Source organism: Pararhodobacter zhoushanensis (assembly GCF_003990445.1).
In the GTDB taxonomy this organism is placed as follows: domain Bacteria; phylum Pseudomonadota; class Alphaproteobacteria; order Rhodobacterales; family Rhodobacteraceae; genus Pararhodobacter; species Pararhodobacter zhoushanensis.
On the sequence record NZ_REEZ01000012.1, the window covers coordinates 1 to 20,916 of the forward strand.

Consider the following 20,916-nt stretch of genomic DNA (forward strand, 5'->3'; position numbering starts at 1 on the left):
TGAAGCTCAGAGCGAAACTCGCTTCTCGGTCAGTGCTGGGGAACCGGCGAAATCAATGGGGCGGAGACGGCGCATACTCTCGAAGTGGCAGCTACCCATTCTCACCGTCGCTGATCGGGGCGGTGCGCGGCTACGTCAGCGACTTCTGAACCGCTAGAGCGCAACGCTGGTGTCGCGTTGCCCTTAAATCTGAGACGAGACGCTTTCGGCATCGAGTTTTGCCCTTAATTGCGAGATTCGGCTGCCATCGCGCCTGTGCTTCTCGCGCGCCGTTGCGCAATGTGATCAACCGCAGCCAGCAAGCGTGGCTCCTTCTCGAAGGCGCGCAAGAGAGCAACCCTTGCATAGTCGTCAATGCTATGGCTGACGAAGGCTGCTTTAGCCAAGGGACGAGATCGAGCGGCTGCGATCGCGGCGAGGCAGAACAGCCTTAATTCCGATCTGGGGCTCTGGACAGCGAACGACGGCTCCCCGCGGAAGGTCTTAAGCGACATGGCAAAGGTGACTGCACGCATTGCTCGCCGAAGTTGCTTGGGACTGTGTAATCGCGCAGCGCACTCGAGCATCCCTGCCCCGCGTCGCGCTCGGCCTATCAGCTTTTCGGATATTTGCTCGTCACCGGTTTTGCCAAGGGTTTGCACAAGTCTCGTCCCGCAAACCTGACAGTCAAATGCCCAGGCCCGCCTCCAATGCCTGAGTGAAAGGCCCTCCCTGGAGCATCGCAGGCAATGCTGGAATGGCATCTGGGCCGTCAGCAAGGCTTCTCCTGGCGTCATTGCCGGAAAGGTCAAAGACCGCACGACATCTGGGTCGACACGCGCGGCGTTGGCAATTTTCTCCGCCGCAGCCGCGTCGACGTTGAAATCCAAGGCGGTGCCATGCGCGGTATCGATTTTGATATGAACCAGCAGTTCCGCGTCATCACAATAGTTGGCCGTAGCCAGCCGAGACAACCAACCTGACAACAACTCGTCTGGCAGCGGTGCGACAGTCTTCGGCAGCGGGCGTGGCTTCACACTCCGGACTTCTCGAGCCGCCGATGGGCGTTCGCATGGCGCGACCAAACCGGCGTCCAGTTTGCGATTGCGTCATCGGTGATGCATTCATCACCTGTGACAATGGCGTCGATGGAAAGATCCTTGATCAGGGCGAAGATGCGCGAGGTCACCCCACCGGTCAGCGCAAGTATCTGCTTGAGTGACTTGATCTTCAGATTGGATTTCTTCTCGAGGGGCATTGCCGCGATGAGTGTTTGGATCATGTCCGAGAACTCGGCATCGTCGCGCCAGTTTGGCAGGTGATGTTCGTCCAGCCGCCTCGCAAGCTGGATATCACCACGGATGGCATCAACGGCCTCGCTGACCCCGAGGCAGACCAGCGACACTTCGAGTTCATTGCTGAGATACCGCAGAACATTGAGAAAGCGGCGCTGTTCGCGGTGGGTCCCGGCCAAGAGGTTGTGAACCTCGTCGATCATGATCATCCGAAGGCCAAGGTCGCGCAGGAGCGCGATGACGCGGACTTCGAGGGAAGCCACATTTTGAGCGCGGGCGCTCAGTGCCGTCGCCGGGGCGCCGACGGCGGCCAAGATGTGCAGGTAGAACCGCCGTTCGTCTGGTGCGGGCGGCGCTTGCAAGAGCAGCAGCGGTGTGTGGGTGATGCCTGAAGCCGGATCGTATTCTGGTGCGTATTCGCGCGACAGGTTTCGAGCGATCATCGTCTTTCCGATCCCCGACGCGCCATGCACAAGCAGGCCAGGCATACGGGTTTGCCGTGGCGCTTCGATCATACCCTGCAAGCGGTCCAACACCTGTTCGGCCCGCGGAAAGCCGATCCAGATATCCGATTGAATGAGGGCGATCCGACCGTCTGCCTCAGTTGTCCGTGCCCTCAATTCACCATCTCTCTACCTTGAACAATGGGCGCGATGTATCACCCGTATCGACCGGACGCAGCCCTTCGGTTGTCGAGACAGCCGAGTTGGCGCCCTCCAATGCCCCTTTTCTTTCACGGGATCGGCGTTCGGCCTTCGTCAGGCCCCGGCTCTCTGCCTCGATCTGGCGTTGCTGGCGGATCAACTCAGCCAGAACCAACTCATTGGACCCTGACTTGCCAAGGGCGCGGGCCTTCCTCATGGCTTCGCGATATTCCCAGAGGGACGCGGGCGGAATTTCCAGGTTTCGGTATCGAGCTTCGACGTATCGGCCATCTTCCAGTTCAACCCAGATCTTTGAGATATCGCGAGGATCATAGCGAACAACCACCTTTCCATCGCCGCGCCCAATACGGCCTGCAAGGGCATCGGACCAGTACCGTATCTGGAACAGATGGATGCCGTCCCGCCTGACCTTGCGCAGTTCACTTGGCAGAAAGCTCACCCGAAAGGCTTCAGTCTCGAAGGGGATATCGCCCATCATTTGCTCTGAGAGCGCCTCCCATTTAGCGACGGGCGTACAGCCAAGACTTGAATGAATGCTGTTGTTGTATCGGCAAATTTCCAGAGCAAACCAATGATCGAATTCGTTCAAGGTCATCGCGGCCTGGCCTTCGGCGTCATAGTCGCCCTTGTCCGCGATTGAGGCTTGCGTTGTTCCCGGCAACAGGTGAACGGCCCCCATCATCGTCCCGATCAACCGCTCGATGTGACCCCCGAAGTGAGGACTTCCCGGCGGCCGATAGACCAGATCGATCCCCCATTCCGCACATGCCGACCGAAAGGCCCGCGACCGGAAATCGCGGCCATTGTCGACATGAATGCTCTGCGGTTTGCCTTGTGCAGGCCAAGGTATATTGCACGCCAATTCCGCCAGAAGTTCCACCTTGGGGGCTACCGCCTGTGTCAGGCAAAGCGCCACTGACAGACGCGAAGGTGCCTCGAGAGAGGTGTAATATCCGGTCACCAACCGCGTTGCGACGTCGATCGCCAGCGTGACCCACGGTCGGCCAATTGGTTGGCGCTCAAAACTGTCGACAAGAATGATGTCCGCGGGCGTATGATCAATTTGCACGAGCTCCAGTGGCTGACCGCCCTTGTTCTCGCCTGTGACCGGTGCAAATTTCTGGCGGGCCACCTTTGCCCCTTCTCGTGCCTTTGCAACTTCGCGGGCATCAATTGCATCCAGACGGCGCTGAACCGTCCGCCGTGTCGGCGGTTGCAAGCCCTGCTGCCAGCACGCACTGCGGATCTCAGTAACGACGCGCGAGAGGCTCGAACGCTCCCGGCGCAAGAAATGACGGCGAAGATGCTCTTCGATCACCGATTCAACTTTTCCGGATATCAGAGTTGTACCGGCCGGACGGCCCCGTTTCCGCGGAGTCAGCGCGCTGGTGCGCCCACCCTTTTCCGCCAGCCGCTTTATCCAACGCCAGACCGTCGCCCTGCTGACACCAAGCTCCCAAACGGCGTCATTGATGCCACTTTCCAGGCTGCCAGTCCGATTGAGATATGCCTGAGCAAGAGGGCGCAGCACGGCAGCCCTGCGCGCCTCCTCAGCACCAGCGGCAACGGAGTCTTCGCGATCATCATCCATCAATATTTGCCACTGCGAACCCTGTCTCAGGTTTAAGGGCAAAAATATCGGAATTAAAGGCAAAATCTCATATTTAAGGGCACAGGACAGCCGTTGATTTCGTTGGATTTCTCATCTCACAATTATGGGCTACGCGACAGAAGGGGCTTTCCGGTATGGCGGATCGTATTGGCCTCCAGTGTTCTATATTGTAGAAAATGCGTACCGGAATTAGAGAATAATCTTTCACATTTCTTTCCGTCGAGTGAGGCGTGCAGCATGACCGACGAAAGCCCCGATCTGCCCTACAATAAGGCAGGTCTTGACAAGTCCTTCTCGAAGGGGCTGATCCTGTTGCGGCACCTGGCAACCTGCGAGGCGCCGGCGGGCATCAGCGACCTGTCGGCGGCTCTCGGCATGACCAAGAGCAACGTGCACCGCCTGTTGCAAACCCTTGCGGCGTATGGATTCGTTCACAAGAACGCCAAGTCCCGCTACAGCCCTTCGCTGCGCTACTGGGAGATGGGCTACGAGGTCTGGCTGCACTCGCGCGCGGGGCAAGTTGCGCTGAACGACGCGGACGGGCTCGCGCTCAAGGCGAACTGCCTCGTGCACATCACTTTGGCAGCCGAGGAAAGCCAGGAACTGATTCTCTATGATCGGATCGGTACGCCGATCGCCCATCCCATGCGCAGGCTTTGGCCCACGGGCACCCGCGTGCCGATCTGGCGAATCATCAACGGCTGGTCCGATTTCGTGGCCTTCCAGATCGCCTATATCGCCGCCAAGCCCGAGGTCGAGCTGACCTCGCGCCGCGATGAGATCAGCCGCCACCTGGAAGACAGCGGCCTGACCTACGAGGGTCTGGCCGAGCACGTCACCGCCGCCCGCGACCTGGGTTACGCCGAGAACCTCGGCAGCGGGCTGGAGAATATCGAGGGCACAGCATGCGCCTTCCGCGACGAGACCGGTGCGCCGGTGGGCGTGCTCAGCACGATCTACGACCGTGACGGCAGCCGCGACGGCCGGCGCGAGGATACCGGGCGGCTCAACCGCCTCTATGCCCATTCCATATCCCGATCCCTGGGCTTCCGGGATCCAAACTGAGAGAAACTTCATGGACGAACAAGCCTTCAAGGCCCGTGGATTCGGGCAGACCATCGGTTTCGGCCGCCGCTCGGCGCTGGTGGTGATCGATGTCATCAAGGGTTTCACCAATCCCGACCTGCCGCTGGGCGCGGACCTGTCGTCGCAGATCGTGGCGATCAACGCACTGATCGCCGATTTCGCGGCCCGCCGCGAGCCGGTGTTCTTCACCACCGTGCGCTACGACGAGCCGGATCTGTCTGACGCCGGGATCTGGCCACTGAAACAGGGCGGGCTGAAGACTCTGGCCGCCAGCGGCGATGGGGCCGAGCTGGACCCGAGGCTGAGCCTCGCGGCCGGAGAACGCACGCTGGTGAAGAAATACGCCTCGTCCTTCTTCGGCACCGACCTGTCGAGCCGGCTGGTGGCCGAGGGTGTCGACACGCTCGTGATCACCGGGTGCACGACCTCGGGCTGCGTGCGCGCGACGGCGGTGGACTCGCTGCAGAACGGCTTCCGTCCGATCGTCGTGCGCGAGGCGGTGGGCGACCGCAGCCAGCCCGCACATGAGCAGAGCCTGCTGGACCTGCAGGCGAAATATGCCGACGTGGTCTCGCTCGACGCGGCGCTGATGCGCGAGATGGCGGGCGCCTGAACGGCGCCCTGCCCCACCAACCCGCCTGCGACCCGGTCAGAAGCTCGACCGGGTCGCGGGCACCTTGATCCCCTGCTCGGCGGCGGCGTTCTCATCGGCCTCGAGATTCGTGATGATCGCCAGGAGACCCTTGCGCAGCACGCGCACCTCGTCCTCCTCCAGCCCCTTCAGCGAGATCAGGTTGACGTCATGCGCCATCGGCTCCAGCCGGTCGCGCAATTCCCAGCCCTTGGGCGTCAGGAATATCCGCAAAGTCCGCTTGTTGCCGTCCATCTTCTGCCGCGTGATCACGCCCTGCTTCTCCAGCTTGGTCAGCGCGGCATGCGCGGTGGGTTCGGTCAGATGCGCGCGCTGGCTCAGCTCGCGCTGCGACAACCCGTCATTGTACCAAAGGATGCGCAGGAAGATCCATTGGCCGAAGGTGATCCCCTCGTCCTGAAGGCGCATCTGCAGCGAACGGTTGAAAGCCCTGGCGGCGAGACGAACGAGACGCGCGAGGCGCTCTTTGGTCAGCTTGGGATCGAAGTCTTCATGCCCCGAGGGCGCGGTTTCATCCATGTGGAACGGTCTCAATCGGCCAGAAACGAAAGCCCCGTCGCCAGCGCGATGCCGGCGGCGGGTCGCTTCCATTTGTGCTGATTTCCCGTGCAGGACGCAAGGGTTAGATGTCTTTTCAACCGTTTCGTGTCACCCGTTGCCCATCCACGACGCCCCGCATAGCCATTCTGTTCAGCCGTCCTGTTCCGCGGTCATGCCTTCGGCCATCTCCTTGACGTAGCCGCGCAGGATGCGGGCGTCGATCACCACCGACTTGCCCGCGCGCACCTGCGCCACGGCATCGGCCAGCGCGGCCTCGAAGGCGGCCACCGTCGCGACCGGGCCGATGCCCACCGCGCCCTGCGCCCGCGCGAGGCCGGCGATGTCGATATCCGGCTCGTCGATCGCCTGGCCGATATGCTTGTTCTCGACCGGGCGGTCGCGGTCGCGGGCGACGCGTTCCTGGTGGATCTCGTCGTTGAAGAACGAGCGGTTGTTGGCCACCACGATCAGCATCGGCACGCTCTGATGCGTCCCGGTCCACAGCGCGGTCGCGCCCATGATGAAATCGCCGTCGCCCAAAACCGCGACCGGCATGCGGCCCGTGTCCTTCAGTGCCAGCGCCGCGCCCACGACCATGCCGGGGCCCGAGCTGATGCCTGCGCCGCCGTCATAGCCCAGATAATCGAGCGGCCCGGTGAAATCGCAATGGCGACCGTCCCAACCCAGGGGCAGACGCACCAGCGTGTGCGGATCCTCGGCCAGCCCCGCGCGCAGCACATGCGAGAGCGCGTCGAGCGACAGCACGGCATCGGGCTCCTGCCCGTGCGGCGCGGGTGCCGTGCGGGGCGCGGGTGCGGCGGGTTCCAGCCCCAGCCGTTCGCACAGCGCCGCGACCAGCGCATCGGCCTCGGTCAGGATGGTGAGATCGCTCGCCACCACGTCCTGATGATCCATCGACCAGCCGTTCGTCAGCATCGGCTCGAGCGTGGCGTTGACCACCTTGGCCCCGGCGCCCAGCTTGCCCTGCGCCAGCGTGCCGGCCGGGTCCACCCAATCGAGGCACAGCACCAGATCCGCGCCCGACAGCGCCTCGACCGATTCAGCCGACAGGAAGAACCCGGGCGCGCCCGCGTGCAGTTTGTGGCGCGTCGGGAAGGCGGCGCCGGTCTTGATGTCGGTGATGACGCGGGCGCCGAAATACTCGGCCAGCGCCACGCGCCGCGCCCAGTCCCCTTCATCGCGCGAGACGCGGCCCATCAGGATCACCGGCGATTGCGCCTCGGCCAGCATGCCGGCCAGGGCCGAGACCTGCGCGGCACTCGCACCCGGGGCCTGAGGGGCTGCGAAACGCGCGGGATCGGGCAGCGCGGGCATGGCTTCGATGGCGGTTTCCTGCACCGTCACGTCGAAGCAGACATAGGTGGGCGCCATCGGGGCCGAGGTGGTAATCTGCATCGCCCGCATCAGCGACGACAGCGAGGCGGCCAGCGACGCCGGTTGATCATCCCATTTCACATAGGGCCGCACCACCGCCGCCTGATCGCGCGAGGTATGCAGCCAGTCGATCCAGGGCCGACGCTTGGCCGCGTCGACCGGGCCGGTCGCGCCGAGGATCAGCATCGGCACGCGGTCGCACCAGGCGTTGTAGATGGCCATCGCGGCGTGCATCAGGCCCACATTCGCGTGCAGCACCACGGTCATCGGCTTGCCGGTGATCTTGGCCCAGCCATGGGCGATGGAAACCGCGTGTTCCTCATGCAGGCACAGCAGCATGTGCGGATCCTGGTTGCCGAGGTAGTTGACCATGCTGTCATGAAGGCCCCGGAAGCTCGAGCCGGGGTTGAGCGCGACGTAGGGCGTGTCGAGCCGGCGCAGCATCTCGGCGATGGCGTCGCTGCCGTAGAGCGTCTTCACCTCGCAGGGTGTGGGGCGGTCGGTTTCCCTGGTCATCTGTCTCTCTCCCGTTTCGGAATTCTTGTGTTATTTCAGGTGCGCACCAGCGCCAGCACGATCACGCCTGCCATCGCCATCAGCGAAGCCAGCGCGAAGATCGGGCCGGGGCGATCCTCGGTGCGCAGGACCCAGGCGGCCAGCCAGGCCGCGAGGAACATCTCGATCGTGCCGATGATCGCCACGGCGGTGACGGTAGTGAAACTGAGCGCCACGAATTGCGCGGTCTGGCCCAGCGATACGAAGGCGGCCGCCACCAGCTGCCAGCCGGTCGGGCGGCGGAACAGTTCGCTCAGGTGGCGGCGATAGGCGGCGCTGAACAGGGCTGCGACGGCGAACCACACGAAGGCGGCTACCGCGCCAATGAAGGCGCCGATCAGCGGATCGGGCAGCCAGCGCATGGCGAACTTGCGCGCCACGTAGGATCCGCCATAGCTCGCCGCCGACATCAGCGCCAGGACACGGCCGGTGTTGCGCTCGCCGGCCGCTCGCCGGGCGTCCTCGTCATCGGCGACGATCTGGCCCCTGTTCGACAACACCACCAGCGCCACGGCGGCGAAGACCAGCACGAAGGCCAGCGCGCTGGCGATGGTCAGGCTCTCGCCCAGGAACAGGATCGCCAGCACGGCGGCGAACACCGGGATCAGCCGGCGGATGAGCCCGGTCTCGATGGCGCCGGCCAGCTCGATGGAGCGGAAGAAGAAGATCCGCCCCAGCACCGTGGCCAGCATGCCGGCGACGACGAAGATCGCCACGCCGATCCAGAAGCCTGTGTCAATCGGCGGCAGCGACGGCCCCATGATCAGCCACAACCCGCCCGAGAACAGCGCCGTCAACACGATCGACAGCAGCACGGCATTGCCCCGCCCGCCCTTTTCGCGCGCGTTCTTGGTCGCGGCGACCGAGCCGAAGGCATAGCAAAAGGCGGCGAGGATGGCGAAGATCTCGCCGATAAAGGGGATCATGGGGACCTGTCGTGTTTCGTGCTCAGGCCGGGGCCTGCAATTCCTGCAGCAACCTGGCTGAGGACATCACCTCGCGCAGCGGCAGGCTGTCCTGGATCGCGTCCAGCTCGACCGAATAGCTCAGCCCTTGCCCGTCCCAGAACCACCAATAGACAATCTCGCCCTGCTTGTCGCGGATCGGCATGCGGAAGGTGGGGAACTTGCGCTCGTCCTCGGGCAGCGCGGCGCTGCCCGCCTTTTCATGCGCCAGCCCCAGCCGGTCCAGCGCCTGTTCCAGCGGGATCATCGCCGTCAGGCGCGGAGCCTGCGCGACATGCGCCTCCAGATCGGAGGGGCGGCTGTCGCTCAGCCCCCGGAACAGGCGCACGACGGGCGGGTAGCTTTCGTGCTCATGGGTCAGCTGGGCATAGGCGAGGCCCTGCTCCAGCCGGATCTCGACGATATCGCCGGGTTGGTAACGGCTCATGGGGCCTCCTTGCTCACAGGCTGTAGGCTTCGAGGGTCGAGGGGTGGAACAGCTCGTCGACCTGCACCCGGCGCGGCGAGAGGCCCTGCGCGAAATGGTAGTCGAGGAATTTGTCGAGGACATGCGCATTGGCGCCGACGCCATAGCTCCAGGGATCGGGGCCCATCAGCGCGCGGGCACGGTTCAGCGTGTCCTCGACGAAGGGCATCGTCACCTTGGTGGCCGAGGTGTCGTTCAAGGCCTCTTCGGCCAGCTTCTTCGACTCCGAGAACGCCTTGAGCAGCGCTGCGGGCAGAAAGGGGTATTCCTCGACCAAGGTCCGGCGCACGCCCAGAACGTGCATCACCGGGAAGATGCGGGTCTGGCGGAAATACTCCTCGGCCGCGCCGATGCTGTCGCGGAACAGGCGGCCGACATGGGGATGGCCCTCGGCAAAGCAGCGCGGCCAGCGCGGGCCGATGAAGCCGTCGATCTCGCCCGCCGCCAGCATGCCGTTCAGCGTGGCACCCTCGGGCGCCTGCTCGATGGTGATGTCGTCGGGCAGCGTCAGCGCGATCTTTTCCGGGCGGCCCGGCGTGTCCATGCCGCCGCGCACCCAGGTCACGTCCGAGGGTTTCACGCCGAAATGCTCTTCCAGGATGCCGCGCACCCAGACGTTGGCCGACAGCTGGTACTCGGCGATGCCGATGCGCTTGCCCTTCAGATCCTCGGGCCGGTCGATGCCGCGGTCGGTGCGGATATAGACCGAGGTATGACGGAACGCGCGGCTCAGGAACACCGGGATCGCGACGTAATGCGGGTTCCCGCGCGCGACCGAGATCGAATAGGACGACAGCGACAGCTCCGAGATGTCGAAGGCCTCGTGCCGGAAGGCGCGGAAGAACATCTCTTCGGGCGACAGCAGCATCGGCACGGGATCGACGCCGTCGATCTTGACCCGGCCGTCGACGATGGCCCGCGTGCGGTCGTAATTCCCCATGGCGAGGGAGAGTTTCAGATCGGACACGTGTTCCTCCTTTACGTGATGCCGCATTGGCGCTGCAGATCCACCGGCTGGCCCGAGGCCGCCGATTCCAGGATCGCGTGACAGATTTCGAGGCTCGCGCGGCCCCAGGCGCCGGTCTGGGCGGGCGCGCGATCCTCGCGCACGGCGCCGACCAGCGCGTCGATGACAGGTCCGCGCGGGGCGGGGCCGAAGGGCACCTCGACGAAGCGGCGCTCGATGTCGCCGAAGACATCCAGCCCGGCAGGCGTCAGCCGCAGGTCGGCGCGGTCGCACAGCGCGATCACCGGGCCGAAATGCTCGTTGTTTTCCGCCTCGATAAGCCCGGCCCCGCTGCCGTAGGTGCGGGTCTGCTTGAGCGCGGCTTCGGCCTCGGCGTCGAGCCCCTGCAAGGCGCGACGCGCCTTGCCATAGGCGGCGGGGTCCTTGCGCTGGCCCAGCTCGCCCACATTATCCATCCAGACGTCGCTGTCGAAATGCGCGTAGCCGGAATAGGTCAGGCTGGCGAAGGATCCATTGGCAAAGGCGATGAGCGCGCTGAACGCGCCTTCCGTCGGGCGCGCGGGATCCCAGGCGCCGGTCATCGCGGTGACTCGGGTGGCAAGGCCACCGGCCAGCCGGCGCACCACGTCGATCTGGTGGATCGCCTGGCTGAACAGGATGCCGCCGCCCTCTTCGGTGCGCAGTTCCTCGGGGCGCCGGGGGCGGTAGAGGAAATCGGTGTAGTTGAACGCCTGGATCATCCGCAGGGATCCCACCTCACCGCTCTCGATCAGGCGCGCCGCGGCCTCGACTGGCGGGTCGAAGCTGTGGCTGGGGCCTACGATCAGATGCTTGCTCGAGGCCTCGGCGGCCGCGACCATGCGGTCGGCATCCGCCATCGAGATGGCGATCGGCTTGTCGACCAGCACATGCTTGCCGGCGGCCAGCGCGGTGCAGACGTGGTCGGCGTGCATCTGGTGCGGCGTGGCGATATAGACCGCCTCCACCTCAGGATCGGCGCAAAGCGGCACGATGTCGTCATAGGTCCGACCGCCGAACTCGGCCTCGAACGCCGCGCGGCTTTCGGCGCGGGGGGCGGCGGCGGCGACCAGTTTCACGCGCGGATCGGCGGTGAAGGTCGGGATCATCAGCATGAAGCCGCGACCCAGCCCGACGACGCCTAGCCTGACGGGCATTTGCGCGGGCTCAGAGGTCAAGGACCAGCCTCCCGCCCGAACAGGCGCGCGAGACGCAGATCATGATCTTGTCGGCCTTTTCCTCGTCCATCAGCACCATGTCGCGGTGATCGGCCTCGCCCTCCAGGAGTCGCGTCTTGCAGGTGCCGCAGGTGCCGCTCTCGCACGAGCTGACGGTCGGGAACCCGGCATCGCGCATAGCCTCGAGGATCGAACGGTCGGCGGGCACGGTCAGCGTGATGCCGGTCTTCTTCAGCTCGACCTCGAAGGCCTCGTCATCGGCGCGCACAACGTCGACGGGCTTGAAATCCTCGAAGTTGACGCGGCCTTCCGGCCAATGGCCCGAGATCGCCTCGATCTCGTCCATCAGGGGCTTTGGCCCGCAGCAATAGACATTCAGCTTCTGCGGCTCGGCAAAATGGTCCCAGAAATCGTAGATCTTCTCGGGGTCGCCCTCGTCGTGATGGGCCAGGACACGGTCGCCGTAAGCGGTGGTCAGGTCTTCCAGGTAGGCCGCCTCTTCCGCGCTGCGGCTGAGGTAGATGATGTTGAAATCCTTGCCTTCGCGCTCAAGATGCGCGGCCATGGCCGAGATCGGCGTGACCCCGATGCCGCCCGCGATAAGCAGGTAGCGCGGCGCGTCGGCCATGGGGAAGTCGTTTTCCGGCGCCTCGACGTTCAGCTCGAACCCCTCGACCGCCTCGTCATGCATCGAGGCCGAGCCGCCCCGGCTGGCCGGCTCGCGCTTCACGGCGATCTTGTAATGGTCCGGCGCGGTGCCGTCGTTGACCAGCGAATAGCGCCGCATTGCCCCCGAGGGCGTCTCGACCGTGACATGCGCGCCGGGCGTGAATCCGGGCAGCGCGCCCTCTTCCATCGGAACCAGCGTGAATTCGGTGATCTGCGGGGTCAGCGCGCGTCTTGCACCGACGCGCATCCTGATGAGCTCCATTCGCCCCTCCCAAAAAACGTGTATCTGCCCTTGTTCATTTAGATAGCTAAGTATATGTTGTCAAGCATTCGAGATTGGCCTTCACGGGCCCGGGCCGCAGGAGGAGTACGAGATGCTGACCCCCGAAGAGAACGAAGTCCTGACCCGCGTGACGGGTGACGCGCCGATGGCGAAACTGATGCGTCAGCACTGGACGCCGGTCTGCCTGATGGAAGAAGTGGCGGAGAACGACGGCAAGCCGCTGCGCGTCGAAGTGCTTGGCGAATCCTACGTCGCGTTCCGTGATACCAAGGGCCGTCTCGGCATGCTCGACGAGCTCTGCCCGCACCGCAAAGCCTCGCTGGTCTACGGTCGCAACGAGGATTGCGGCCTGCGCTGCCTGTACCACGGATGGAAGATGGATGTGGACGGCAACGTCGTCGCCATGTCGTCCGAGCCCGAGGGCAGCCCGCTGATGGACAAGGTCAAGGCCCGTTCCTACCCGGTGCGCGAATGGGGCGGTTTCGTCTGGGCGTGGCTCGGCGACAAGACCGACATGCCGGAGTTCCAGCCCCCCGCCTTCGCCCCAACCGAAGACACCCCGGTCGCCATCCTGAAGATCCGTGTCCCCGCCAACTGGGCGCAGATCCACGAAGGACAGATCGACAGCGCGCATTCCTCGTCGCTGCATTCATCAACGATGAAACCGGCCCGCGTGGAAAGTGCCGCAGCCGATGACAAATCGTGGTACCGCCCGTCGACCGACAAATCGCCGCGCATGCAGACCGAGACCACCAGCTACGGCTTCCACTACGCAGCGATCCGCAAGCCGATCAAGAACGCAGCAACGCATCATTACCTGCGCATCACCGAGTTCGTGGCGCCATACTACTCGCTGATCCCGCCCAACAACGCCTACAAGGTCGCCAGCGTCATCGTGCCGATCAACGACGACGAGACTGCGTTCCACTTCCTCGCCTTCGGCGGCCCGAAAGTGCCCTCGACCGAGGAATGGCGCGCCTTCAACCACGCTGTTCCGGGCAAGGACCTGGATGAGAAGTGGCGCACGCTTCGGACGCTGGACAACGACTTCAAGCAGGACCGCGAGCTGATGAAGGAAGGCCACTTCACCGGCGTTCCGGGCATCCCGAACGAGGACATCATCATGTGGGTGTCGATGGGCAGCCGCGTGCAGCGCCATACCGACGTGCTGGGCGCCTCGGACCTCGCCATCGTCGAGTTCCGCCGACTGATGACCGACGCCGCGCAGAAGGTGGCCGAGGGCGGCCCGGCGATCGGCACCGCGAGCTTCGCGCTGCAGTCGCGCATCGCCTCGCACGAGGGGGTCTATCCCAAGGATGTCGACTGGCGCACGCTGGTCGCCCATGACCCGGCCGAAGCGGCCGAGTGACGCGCTGGCGCTTTCCTCCCAAGGCGCACGCAGGGAAGGCCCGCACGAGCAATCGTGCGGGCCTTTTTTCATGGTCTTGTTCAGAGTTGCGCGCGCCTCTTCAGACGGTTTCGAGGCGCGCCGCCAGCTCCGCCGACGTCCGGCGCAGCAGCTCGGAGAGTTCATCCGCGCGGCGTGATATGCGCTCCGTCGGCCCATGAATCCCGATGCCCAGCGGGCGTGCGTGCCCCGGCGGCACCGGGATCAGCGTCGACATCATAGACGCATCCCAATGCACCGTGCGGTGCGTCGGAATGTCCAGCAGGTCGCGCGCGTGCAGGATCGACACGTCGGTATCACGATTGGCGTCGAGCACCGCCTCGAAGGCCGCCTGGGGGTAGTCGCGCGGCGAGATCAGCCCCTCGGCCACGGTGCGGCGGTAGATCTGCAGCGCCACCGGCCGCGGCGCGCGCGCCAGCATCAGCCAGCCGGTGCCGTTCTGCACCATCAGCCGCCGGTCGCCCGCGCGGATATGGGTGTTGCGCCCCTCCTGCCGGTGCAGCGAGGTGACGTAATCGACATGCAGGTCGGCGGGCGCGGCCAGCACCACCGGCTCGCCCGCAGCCTCGCGCAGACGGCACAGGGCATCGAACAGCACGGTCTGCTCATAATCGTCGACCTGCATCCAGCCCGTCAACGTCTGCAGCCGGGGCCCGGGGAGATAGGCATGGGTCGCGGGATCGAGCGTCATGTAACCCATGTCCAGCATTGTACGCAAAAGCGCGGTCAGGCTGGAAACCGGATAGCCGAGCGCGGCGCCCAGTTCGTGCAGCCGGGCAGGCTGTCGGTGACTGGCGAAGAACTCGAGGATCTCGAACACCCGCGCGGCGGATTTCACCTTGTCTGCGGTCATCTCTCCTGCCCTTCCGATTCACACGACTCGGCGACCCGTACCGACCAGCTCCGTCCTGTCCCAATCTAGGCGAATCGGCGCGCTGCGGAAAGGGTTCGCGACGCGGCCCCGGCGGATGTCCCGCAGCCGGCGCACGGGACTACGGGCAGAATTCACATCCTCGAAATATCCGCCGTGCGGGGCGGTTGGCGTTGACCGGAGGCCCGATTTCGCAAGGCTGTCGGCAAGGGAGACGGCGGGATGCGCGCGCGATGGCGCAGCGGCACGGCCCTCCCCGTTCATCCCTTTCGGCAGGCGGCCGGCACGCCCCGACCGCCCCTGACACCAGACGAGGTTCCATGCCCGACACCGCCCCCTCCATCCCCCGCCCGCCGTCGTCCGGCACGATCTGCGTCGTCGGCGCGGGCTTCATGGGCTGCGTGATCGCCACGCTCTATGCCCACCACGGCCATGATGTCGCGCTGTGCGACATGAATACCGAGTTGCTGGCCAGCTTTGCCGAGCGCGCGCGCCCGATCGCCGCGACCTTCGCAGACGACCCGGCCGCCGTCGACGCGATGCTGGCGCGTGTGCGCACCGAGCCCTCGCTGGCCGAGGCCGTGAAGGGCGCATTCATGGTGCACGAGGCGGTGCAGGAGAAGCTCGAGACCAAGCAGGCGCTGTTCGCCGAATTGGACGCGTTCTGCCCGCCCGAGGTGGTGCTGGCCACCAACACCTCGTCGCTGTTGCTGTCGGACATCGGCGCCAAGGTGAACGGCAAGCAACGGATCCTGGGCCTGCACTATATCACGCCCGGGCACATCATCCGCTCGATCGAGGTGATCCACGCCGATTTCACCCCGGCGTCGCTGGTGGAATGGGGCCGGGCCTTCGTCGAATCCATCGATCACGTGGGCGTCGCCTGCGGGGAGCGGCCGGGCTTCCTGATCAACAAGATCCAGTTCGCCATGCTGACCGAGATCTATCGCCTGATGGACGAAGGCATCGCCAGCCGCGACGATATCGACGCGGCCGTGCGGCTGAGCATCGGGCCGCGCCTCGCGCTGTGGGGGCCGCTGCTGACCGAGGATCTGATCGTGTCGAAGGCGACGGCGCTGGCCGTCACGGATTCGCTGTACCACCAGACCGGGGACGAGAACTACAAGGGCCGCAAGGCGCTGCGCGACCTGGTCGAGGCCGGGCACATGGGCGCGATCACCGGACGCGGCTGGTACGAGTACGACGCGCCCTATGCCGAGATCGTCTTGGAGCGCGACCGCCAGCTGACAGACCTCCTGGAGTGGCTGCGGGAGCGCGACCCGGTGGGCCGGCTGGCGCCCCGCTGAGACACGAAAAAGGGGGCGGATGATCCGCCCCCTTTCCTTTTGCCACAGTCCGGATAAAGGCTTACTGGCCGCCCAGGTTGATGTGGATGTTCTTCTCCTGCGTGAACGAGATCAGCTCGCCGATCCCCTCCTCGCGCCCGAGGCCCGACTGCTTGTAGCCGCCGAAGGGCGCACCCAGGAAGTGCCGCCCGACCTCGTTGATCCAGACGAAGCCGGCCTCCGCGCGGGCCGCCGCGCGATGCGCCGTGGCCAGGTCCTTCGACCAGATCGAGCAGGTCAGGCCCACGTCTAGGCCATTCACCTCGTCCATCATTGCCCCCTCGTCCGACCAGCGGCGCAGCACCAGCACCGGGCCGAAAATCTCCTCCCTGGCGACGCGCATGTCCGGTGTGACATCGGCGAAGATCGTCGGTTCGACGAAGCAGCCGTCCGCCATCGCGCCCTCGGTCACCGCGTTGCCGCCGGTGACGACGCGCGCGCCCTCTGCCTTGCCCGAGGCGATGTAGCCCATCACCCGATCGAAATGCTCGCGCCCGACCAGCGCGCCCATTGTCGTCGCGGGGTCGGTCGGCATGCCCGGCTTGAAGCGCGACACAGCCGCCGCCAGCCGCTCGACGACCGCGTCGTGCAGGTCGTCATGCAGGAAGGCGCGGCTGGTCGAGCCGCAGCTCTGCCCGCACCAGCTGAAGTTCATGCCCGCGACGATGGCGTTGGCCACCTTGTCGGGGTCGCTGTCCGGATAGGCGATCAGGGCGTTCTTGCCGCCCAGCTCCAGCAGCACCGGCTTCAGCGTGTCGCTGGCCGCGCGCATCACCGCGCGCCCGGCCCCCACCGAGCCGATCAACGTGACCTTGTCGACACCCTTTTGCGAGGCCAGCGCCGCGCCCGCCTCCGTCCCGCCGGGGAGCACGGTAAAGACACCCTTGGGCAGCAGGCCGTCGATCAGCTCGGCCAGCCTCAGCGCCGAGAGCGGCGCCTGCACCGGAGGCTTGATGATGACCGCGTTGCCCGCAGCCAGCGGTGCGCCCATCTTGCCGCCGCAGAACATCAGCGGGTGGTTGAACGCCAGGATCCGCGCCACCACGCCCAACGGCTCGCGCAGGGTCATGTTGATGCGCTCGGGGCCCATCGGGATGGTGTCGCCCTTCATCTCGGTGACGAGGCCGGCAAAGAATTCCATCTGCGCCGCGGCGACACCCGCGTCGCCGCGCATTTCGGTATAGGGGTTGCCGCAATTGGCGGAATCCAGCAGCGCCAGCTCGTCGCCATGCTTGCGGATGATGGCGGCGATCTCCTTCAGCACGCGCGCGCGCTCCAGGGGCGCCACGTCGCGCCATTCGCGGAAGCCCGCGCGGGCGCTGGCCACGGCCGCGTCCACGTCCGCTTCGCCCGCCGTGGCGACCTGCGCCAGCACCTTGCCGGTGGCCGGATCGAAGGTGGGATCGGTGCGGCCGGATTGTGCCGCGTGCCATGCATTGCCGTAGTAGAGCCCGAGGTTCGCGGGCAGGGTCGGTTCGAGCATGGAGCCCTCCTAGTCTTACAGATGGCGTCTCAGGAAAGGCGGGCGACCGGGGCCGCCGCGCCGAGGGTTGTCACAGCATCGACGGCAGCAGCGTCGACAGCCCGGGAACCAGTGCCAGCACGATCATGCCCAGCAGGTACAGCAGCACAAAGGGCCAGGCCGAGGAGAAGACCTTGCCGAGGCTGGCGTCTTCCCACGCGCTTTTCAGCGCGAAGAGCGTGTAGCCGAAGGGCGGGGTCATGCCCCCCACGGTGATGTTCACCAGGAACAGTAGCCAGAACCAGATCGGATCGAATTGCAGTTCCTCGATGATCGGCAGGTAGATCGGGATGACGATCAGCATCAGCGCGATCTGGTCGATGAACATGCACAGCACGAAAGGCAGCAGCATCAGCAGGATGAGCATCACCCAGCGCGACTGTTCCAGCCCCACGACCCATTCGGTCATCGCCGAGGCACCGCCGGTGAAGGCCAGCAGCTGGCTGAACAGTTTCGAGCTGGCCATGATGAACAGGATCATCGCCGCCACCTTGGCCGAGGAAACCAGCGACTCGCCGATCATCTTGAACGACAGGTTGCGATAGATCGCGGCGATGATCAGCGAACCGATGACACCCATCGCGCCGGCCTCGGTCGGCGTGGCGATGCCGACCAGGATGAGCCCCATCACCATCAAGATGATGATCGAGAACGGCACCACCCGCAGCAGCGCCCAGCCCTTGTCGGCCAGCGTGGCGCGGGTGCCGTCGTCGGGCTCGTCGGGCGCCAGCGACGGGTTCAGCCAGACGCGGATGAAGCAATAGCCCAGGAAGATCGCGGCGAACATCAGGCCGGGAATGATCCCGGCGATCAGCAGCCCGGCGATGGAGACGCCGGCCAGCGTGCCGATGATGATGACCAGCACACTGGGCGGGATCAGCGGCGCCAGGCTGGCGCCCGCCAGGATCGTGCCGGCCGACAGCCGCGCGTCGTAGCCGCGCGCGACCATGCCCGGCAGCAGCGAGCGGCCCAGCATGGCCGCCACGCCCATCGCAGCACCCGACAGGGTGCTGAACACCGTGGCCAGCAGGATCGACAGCACGTACTGGCGCCCTTTCACCCGACCGACCAGAGTGTCGATGGACCGGAGCAGCACCTCGACCGAGTTCGAGCGGAACAGGATCTCGCCCATCAGGATGAACAGCGGGATGGTGACCAGCGATTGCGTGGTCGTCGTCTCGTAGAGCGAGTTGACGAACATGCCGTAGCCCATCGGTCCCATGATGACCGCGACGGCCAGCAGGTTGACCAGCAGGAAGGCCGCGAAGACGGGCAGGCCTACGGCCATGAAGCCCAGGAGCAGCCCCACGCCGGTCGCGACGGCGGCGATACCTTCAACCATGGGTCACCTCGGGTTGGGAGTCGGTCTCGGAAAGCGCCTGGCCGAAGGCGAGGCGCAGAAAATACAGGCCGGAATTGGCCACGCCATAGGTGATGAAGGCCACCAGGATCCATTTCGGAATGCGCACGGTGGTCAGGGTCGCCGTCCCGCGCGAGGCCAGGTGCTGCACCTCGCCGATGCAAAGCCAGGCAGCCCAGAGACAGGTCGCCGCCGCCACCAGGAAGCCCGCGCGCAGGATCACCTGGCGCAGCCGGCCGACCAGGTCGGGCAGGATAGTCACGGCCACGTGCCCGCCTTCGCGGGTCAGCCAGGGCGCGGTGCTGAACACCGTGATCAGCAGCAGGAAGGAAACGAAATCGCTCGCCCAGAGGGTCGGCGCGCCGAAGGCATAGCGCGAGACGACCTCGAAGGCGTAGATGAGCACGATGGCTGCCAGCGCACCGACGCCGATGAAGAACATCAGCCGGGTCAGCACGTCCTGAAGCGTCAGGATCGGTCGCATGGAGGGAAGCTCCTGGAACGGAAAGGCCGAAGAGAATGGGCCGAGAAGGAGGACCGGGGGACGGAAAGACGCGCGGCACCAAGCGGCCGCGCGTCGGAAGGGGCCGGGCCCCGATCAGCCGTCGAGATCGGCTTCGGTCGCCAGACGGCGAATTTCCTCGATCGCCTCGCCCGATTGCGTGGCCGCGAGGTCCATCACGCCCGAGAACCAGGCCGAGCTGAGCGTGCCCGCCAGTTCCTCGGACAGCTCGGTCACGCTCATGCCCTCTGCTTCCAGGGCGGCGCTCTCTTCGGCGACTAGCGTGTCGAACAGGCCATTGGCTTCGATCTCGAACTCGCGCGCGGCGGTCTCGATCTCGGCCCGGGTTTCCTCGGACAGGTCGTTCCAGGTGTCAAGGTTCATCAACACCAGATGGCCGACCTGGCCGAAGGTCGGGCGCATCATGTAGTCGGCGACCTCGAACCAGCGGTAGGACAGAGCGCCGATGGTCGGCCAGGCCGCACCGTCGATCACACCGCGTTCCAGCGCCGGGTAGATCTCGCCGCCCGGCAGCACCACGGGCGAGCCACCCAGTACGTTGATCGCCGGGTGGTAGATCGGCGTGCCGCGCACGCGACGTCCTTCGAGGCCGTTCTCGCCGACCGGCTCGTTCAGCATGATGTGGTAGCCATTCAGGTCGTAAAGCACGGCGATCAGCTTCAACCCCTGCTCCTGGTAATCGGCATCCACCGCGTCCCAAATTCCGGCTTCGCGCAAGGCCTCGGTATCGCCCGACAGGCCGTCCAGCGCCATTCCCACCGAAGTCTGGTTGAAGTGATAGGCACCATTGGTGAACAGCAGGTCGAACAGGCCGCGCGACACCGGGTCGAACTGCTCGAACGGGGGCACGGTCTCGGGGCCCATGACGTTGACGCCGAAGCCCTCGGTCACGGCTTCGTCGAGCGTCTCGATGAACGACGTCAGCACGTCGACCGCAACATAGCTGGAATCCCAGCCCGACAGCAGGCGGAAGTCGCGTGCCTCGGCGGCACCAGTCAGGCCCAGCGTCGCGGCCGACAGCGCCGAAGCGCCCGCAAGGGCACGCAGTTTGTTGGTGAATGTGGTGGATGAAGTCATGTCGCTCGCTCCTCCCGTAGCGTTCCGACTGCGCCGCCCCTGGGCGGACAGTCTGGTCTGGATTGGCTGCTCAACCTAAAGGGTAAGCTATCTAAGCTTATTTGGCGGAGAGCACCTTGTCTTGATTGCCGGCGGGATCATTGCGACATTTCACATATATGAAATCGTACCGCCCTGCCCGTTCCGGCCTCAGCGCGCAGCCAGCCAGCGCCCCAGCTTCCTGTTCAGTAATGGCAGGATCAGCCCGACATTCAATCCGGTCAGCAGCAGCGCCACGATGAACAGCGAGACCGCCATTGGCATGCCCTGGGTGAAGGGCCGCGTGGCCAGCACCAGGACGATAAGCGCGGGATAGACGGCCAGCATGCTGACCGCCCAGCGCTTCCAGAACTTCGGTTGTTGCGGCGGCACGGCGGAGGGGCTCTGCGTCGTGAGTCGGTCGGCGGTCTGGGTCGGATGGGTCACGTCGGTCTCTCTTGCAAAA

General features: G+C 65.3%; 20 protein-coding genes. 4 read left to right on the forward strand and 16 right to left on the reverse strand.

What is annotated here, in order from left to right; all coding sequences use genetic code 11:
* Positions 1 to 224: 224 nt before the first annotated feature.
* From EAE28_RS19495 to EAE28_RS19505, 3 genes are read right to left on the reverse strand one after another with little or no spacing between them, the layout of a single operon-like run.
* The gene (locus EAE28_RS19495; RefSeq protein ID WP_127109463.1) at positions 225 to 1,016 is read right to left on the reverse strand and encodes a TniQ family protein; all 792 of its coding nucleotides are present in this window, start codon (positions 1,014 to 1,016) and stop codon (positions 225 to 227) included.
* Entirely contained in the window at positions 1,013 to 1,894 is an 882-nt protein-coding gene (locus EAE28_RS19500) for a TniB family NTP-binding protein (protein ID WP_127109465.1), read from the reverse strand. Before EAE28_RS19500 ends, EAE28_RS19495 begins: the two co-directional genes overlap by 4 nt.
* Position 1,895: 1 nt before the next feature.
* Positions 1,896 to 3,530: a Mu transposase C-terminal domain-containing protein gene (locus tag EAE28_RS19505; RefSeq protein WP_164736711.1), complete on the reverse strand. Its 1,635-nt coding sequence runs from the start codon at positions 3,528 to 3,530 to the stop codon at positions 1,896 to 1,898.
* A 258-nt stretch (positions 3,531 to 3,788) separates the two neighbouring features.
* Between EAE28_RS19505 and EAE28_RS19510 the strand changes: the two genes are divergently transcribed.
* Complete coding sequence (locus tag EAE28_RS19510; RefSeq protein ID WP_111772988.1) at positions 3,789 to 4,616, forward strand: IclR family transcriptional regulator; 828 nt, start codon at positions 3,789 to 3,791, stop codon at positions 4,614 to 4,616.
* A 10-nt stretch (positions 4,617 to 4,626) separates the two neighbouring features.
* Entirely contained in the window at positions 4,627 to 5,250 is a 624-nt protein-coding gene (locus tag EAE28_RS19515; protein ID WP_018065867.1) for an isochorismatase family protein, read from the forward strand.
* A 36-nt stretch (positions 5,251 to 5,286) separates the two neighbouring features.
* Here EAE28_RS19515 and EAE28_RS19520 read toward each other — a convergent pair whose 3' ends face one another.
* From EAE28_RS19520 to EAE28_RS19550, 7 genes are all read right to left on the reverse strand, one after another.
* The gene (locus EAE28_RS19520; RefSeq protein WP_127109467.1) at positions 5,287 to 5,808 is read right to left on the reverse strand and encodes a MarR family winged helix-turn-helix transcriptional regulator; all 522 of its coding nucleotides are present in this window, start codon (positions 5,806 to 5,808) and stop codon (positions 5,287 to 5,289) included.
* Between the two features lie 171 nt (positions 5,809 to 5,979).
* A complete protein-coding gene (locus EAE28_RS19525; RefSeq protein ID WP_127109469.1) occupies positions 5,980 to 7,740 on the reverse strand; it encodes a thiamine pyrophosphate-binding protein in 1,761 nt (586 codons plus the stop codon).
* Positions 7,741 to 7,775: 35 nt separating this feature from the next.
* Positions 7,776 to 8,705: a DMT family transporter gene (locus EAE28_RS19530; protein WP_018065870.1), complete on the reverse strand. Its 930-nt coding sequence runs from the start codon at positions 8,703 to 8,705 to the stop codon at positions 7,776 to 7,778.
* A gap of 22 nt (positions 8,706 to 8,727) precedes the next feature.
* Positions 8,728 to 9,171, reverse strand: a complete 444-nt coding sequence (locus tag EAE28_RS19535) for a hypothetical protein (RefSeq protein WP_018065871.1) — start codon at positions 9,169 to 9,171, stop codon at positions 8,728 to 8,730.
* 13 nt (positions 9,172 to 9,184) lie between these two features.
* Positions 9,185 to 10,177 (reverse strand): ABC transporter substrate-binding protein, encoded by a 993-nt coding sequence (locus EAE28_RS19540; protein ID WP_018065872.1) that lies wholly within the window; start codon positions 10,175 to 10,177, stop codon positions 9,185 to 9,187.
* 11 nt (positions 10,178 to 10,188) lie between these two features.
* Positions 10,189 to 11,373, reverse strand: a complete 1,185-nt coding sequence (locus EAE28_RS19545) for a Gfo/Idh/MocA family oxidoreductase (protein ID WP_210162262.1) — start codon at positions 11,371 to 11,373, stop codon at positions 10,189 to 10,191.
* On the reverse strand, positions 11,363 to 12,304 hold the full coding sequence (locus EAE28_RS19550) for a PDR/VanB family oxidoreductase (RefSeq protein ID WP_018065874.1): 942 nt from the start codon (positions 12,302 to 12,304) through the stop codon (positions 11,363 to 11,365). Before EAE28_RS19550 ends, EAE28_RS19545 begins: the two co-directional genes overlap by 11 nt.
* Before the next feature lie 112 nt (positions 12,305 to 12,416).
* Between EAE28_RS19550 and EAE28_RS19555 the strand changes: the two genes are divergently transcribed.
* The gene (locus EAE28_RS19555) at positions 12,417 to 13,694 is read left to right on the forward strand and encodes a Rieske 2Fe-2S domain-containing protein (protein ID WP_018065875.1); all 1,278 of its coding nucleotides are present in this window, start codon (positions 12,417 to 12,419) and stop codon (positions 13,692 to 13,694) included.
* Between the two features lie 100 nt (positions 13,695 to 13,794).
* Here the strand turns inward: EAE28_RS19555 and EAE28_RS19560 are convergent, their stop codons facing one another.
* On the reverse strand, positions 13,795 to 14,586 hold the full coding sequence (locus EAE28_RS19560; protein ID WP_018065876.1) for an IclR family transcriptional regulator: 792 nt from the start codon (positions 14,584 to 14,586) through the stop codon (positions 13,795 to 13,797).
* Positions 14,587 to 14,924: 338 nt separating this feature from the next.
* Here EAE28_RS19560 and EAE28_RS19565 point away from each other — a divergent pair, with 338 nt between their 5' ends.
* Entirely contained in the window at positions 14,925 to 15,911 is a 987-nt protein-coding gene (locus tag EAE28_RS19565) for a 3-hydroxyacyl-CoA dehydrogenase family protein (protein WP_018065877.1), read from the forward strand.
* Positions 15,912 to 15,972: 61 nt separating this feature from the next.
* Here the strand turns inward: EAE28_RS19565 and EAE28_RS19570 are convergent, their stop codons facing one another.
* From EAE28_RS19570 to EAE28_RS19590, 5 genes are all read right to left on the reverse strand, one after another.
* Positions 15,973 to 17,433 (reverse strand): aldehyde dehydrogenase family protein, encoded by a 1,461-nt coding sequence (locus EAE28_RS19570; RefSeq protein WP_018065878.1) that lies wholly within the window; start codon positions 17,431 to 17,433, stop codon positions 15,973 to 15,975.
* Between the two features lie 70 nt (positions 17,434 to 17,503).
* On the reverse strand, positions 17,504 to 18,814 hold the full coding sequence (locus EAE28_RS19575) for a TRAP transporter large permease (protein ID WP_018065879.1): 1,311 nt from the start codon (positions 18,812 to 18,814) through the stop codon (positions 17,504 to 17,506).
* Positions 18,807 to 19,316 carry a TRAP transporter small permease gene (locus EAE28_RS19580; protein ID WP_018065880.1) on the reverse strand — a complete coding sequence of 170 codons (510 nt, stop codon included), beginning with the start codon at positions 19,314 to 19,316 and terminating at the stop codon, positions 18,807 to 18,809. The genes EAE28_RS19575 and EAE28_RS19580 overlap by 8 nt, the downstream gene beginning before the upstream one ends.
* Before the next feature lie 114 nt (positions 19,317 to 19,430).
* Positions 19,431 to 20,432 carry a TRAP transporter substrate-binding protein DctP gene (gene dctP, locus EAE28_RS19585; protein ID WP_018065881.1) on the reverse strand — a complete coding sequence of 334 codons (1,002 nt, stop codon included), beginning with the start codon at positions 20,430 to 20,432 and terminating at the stop codon, positions 19,431 to 19,433.
* Between the two features lie 189 nt (positions 20,433 to 20,621).
* Entirely contained in the window at positions 20,622 to 20,897 is a 276-nt protein-coding gene (locus tag EAE28_RS19590; protein WP_127109473.1) for a putative antibiotic biosynthesis monooxygenase, read from the reverse strand.
* Positions 20,898 to 20,916: the final 19 nt, after the last annotated feature.

What these genes read in the sequence shown, in the direction of transcription:
- EAE28_RS19515 (WP_018065867.1), top strand. Translation starts at nt 4,627, where the DNA reads ATGGACGAACAAGCCTTCAAGGCCCGTGGATTCGGGCAGACCATCGGT.
- EAE28_RS19555 (WP_018065875.1), top strand. Translation starts at nt 12,417, where the DNA reads ATGCTGACCCCCGAAGAGAACGAAGTCCTGACCCGCGTGACGGGTGAC.
- EAE28_RS19575 (WP_018065879.1), bottom strand. Translation starts at nt 18,814, where the DNA reads ATGGTTGAAGGTATCGCCGCCGTCGCGACCGGCGTGGGGCTGCTCCTG.
- EAE28_RS19565 (WP_018065877.1), top strand. Translation starts at nt 14,925, where the DNA reads ATGCCCGACACCGCCCCCTCCATCCCCCGCCCGCCGTCGTCCGGCACG.
- EAE28_RS19505 (WP_164736711.1), bottom strand. Translation starts at nt 3,530, where the DNA reads ATGGATGATGATCGCGAAGACTCCGTTGCCGCTGGTGCTGAGGAGGCG.
- EAE28_RS19510 (WP_111772988.1), top strand. Translation starts at nt 3,789, where the DNA reads ATGACCGACGAAAGCCCCGATCTGCCCTACAATAAGGCAGGTCTTGAC.
- EAE28_RS19550 (WP_018065874.1), bottom strand. Translation starts at nt 12,304, where the DNA reads ATGGAGCTCATCAGGATGCGCGTCGGTGCAAGACGCGCGCTGACCCCG.
- EAE28_RS19560 (WP_018065876.1), bottom strand. Translation starts at nt 14,586, where the DNA reads ATGACCGCAGACAAGGTGAAATCCGCCGCGCGGGTGTTCGAGATCCTC.
- EAE28_RS19570 (WP_018065878.1), bottom strand. Translation starts at nt 17,433, where the DNA reads ATGCTCGAACCGACCCTGCCCGCGAACCTCGGGCTCTACTACGGCAAT.
- EAE28_RS19535 (WP_018065871.1), bottom strand. Translation starts at nt 9,171, where the DNA reads ATGAGCCGTTACCAACCCGGCGATATCGTCGAGATCCGGCTGGAGCAG.
- EAE28_RS19520 (WP_127109467.1), bottom strand. Translation starts at nt 5,808, where the DNA reads ATGGATGAAACCGCGCCCTCGGGGCATGAAGACTTCGATCCCAAGCTG.
- EAE28_RS19580 (WP_018065880.1), bottom strand. Translation starts at nt 19,316, where the DNA reads ATGCGACCGATCCTGACGCTTCAGGACGTGCTGACCCGGCTGATGTTC.
- EAE28_RS19525 (WP_127109469.1), bottom strand. Translation starts at nt 7,740, where the DNA reads ATGACCAGGGAAACCGACCGCCCCACACCCTGCGAGGTGAAGACGCTC.
- EAE28_RS19530 (WP_018065870.1), bottom strand. Translation starts at nt 8,705, where the DNA reads ATGATCCCCTTTATCGGCGAGATCTTCGCCATCCTCGCCGCCTTTTGC.
- dctP (WP_018065881.1), bottom strand. Translation starts at nt 20,432, where the DNA reads ATGACTTCATCCACCACATTCACCAACAAACTGCGTGCCCTTGCGGGC.